Below are 845 nucleotides of genomic sequence, written 5' to 3' on the forward strand. Positions count from 1 at the left end.
AAGATTTGGCCGTCTGTAATCGAAATTACGTTGGTTGGTACGAATGCTGATACGTCACCGGCTTGGGTTTCAATAATTGGCAACGCAGTCAGAGAACCGGTTTTGCCTTTTACTTCGCCATTGGTCAGTTTTTCAACTTCGTTTTCGCTGACGCGGGCCGCACGTTCCAACAGACGGGAGTGCAGGTAGAATACGTCGCCGGGATATGCTTCACGGCCAGGAGGACGGCGCAACAGCAGAGAAATTTGGCGGTATGCAACGGCTTGTTTAGACAAGTCATCGTATACGATCAACGCATCTTCACCACGGTCACGGAAGAATTCACCCATGGTACAACCGGAGTAAGGAGCGATATATTGCAGTGCAGCGGCTTCAGAAGCAGTTGCAGCAACCACGATGGTATGCTCCATCGCGCCATGCTCTTCCAATTTGCGTACTACGTTGGCAATAGAAGATGCTTTTTGACCGATAGCCACATAGATACAAATAACGCCTGTACCTTTTTGGTTAACGATGGCATCCAGTGCTACGGCAGTTTTACCGGTTTGACGGTCACCAATAATCAGCTCACGTTGGCCACGACCAACCGGAACCATAGAGTCAATGGCTTTCAGGCCGGTTTGCATTGGTTGGTCAACCGATTTACGCGCAATCACACCTGGTGCAATTTTCTCAATTGGAGCAGTCAATGTTGTATTGATTGGGCCTTTACCATCGATAGGACGACCCAATGCATCAACCACGCGGCCAACCAGTTCGCGACCGATTGGCACTTCCAAAATACGGCCGGTACAGGTAACTGTATCGCCTTCTTTAATGTGTTCGTACTCACCCAACACTACGGC

General features: G+C 49.6%; 1 protein-coding gene. It reads right to left on the minus strand.

Features of this window, described 5'->3' with window-relative positions:
• The coding region (gene atpA / locus ACTHSP_RS20990; protein WP_440346883.1) for a F0F1 ATP synthase subunit alpha at positions 1–845 on the minus strand (845 nt) is incomplete at both ends.

The organism is Neisseria sp. P0001.S005 (assembly GCF_051963715.1).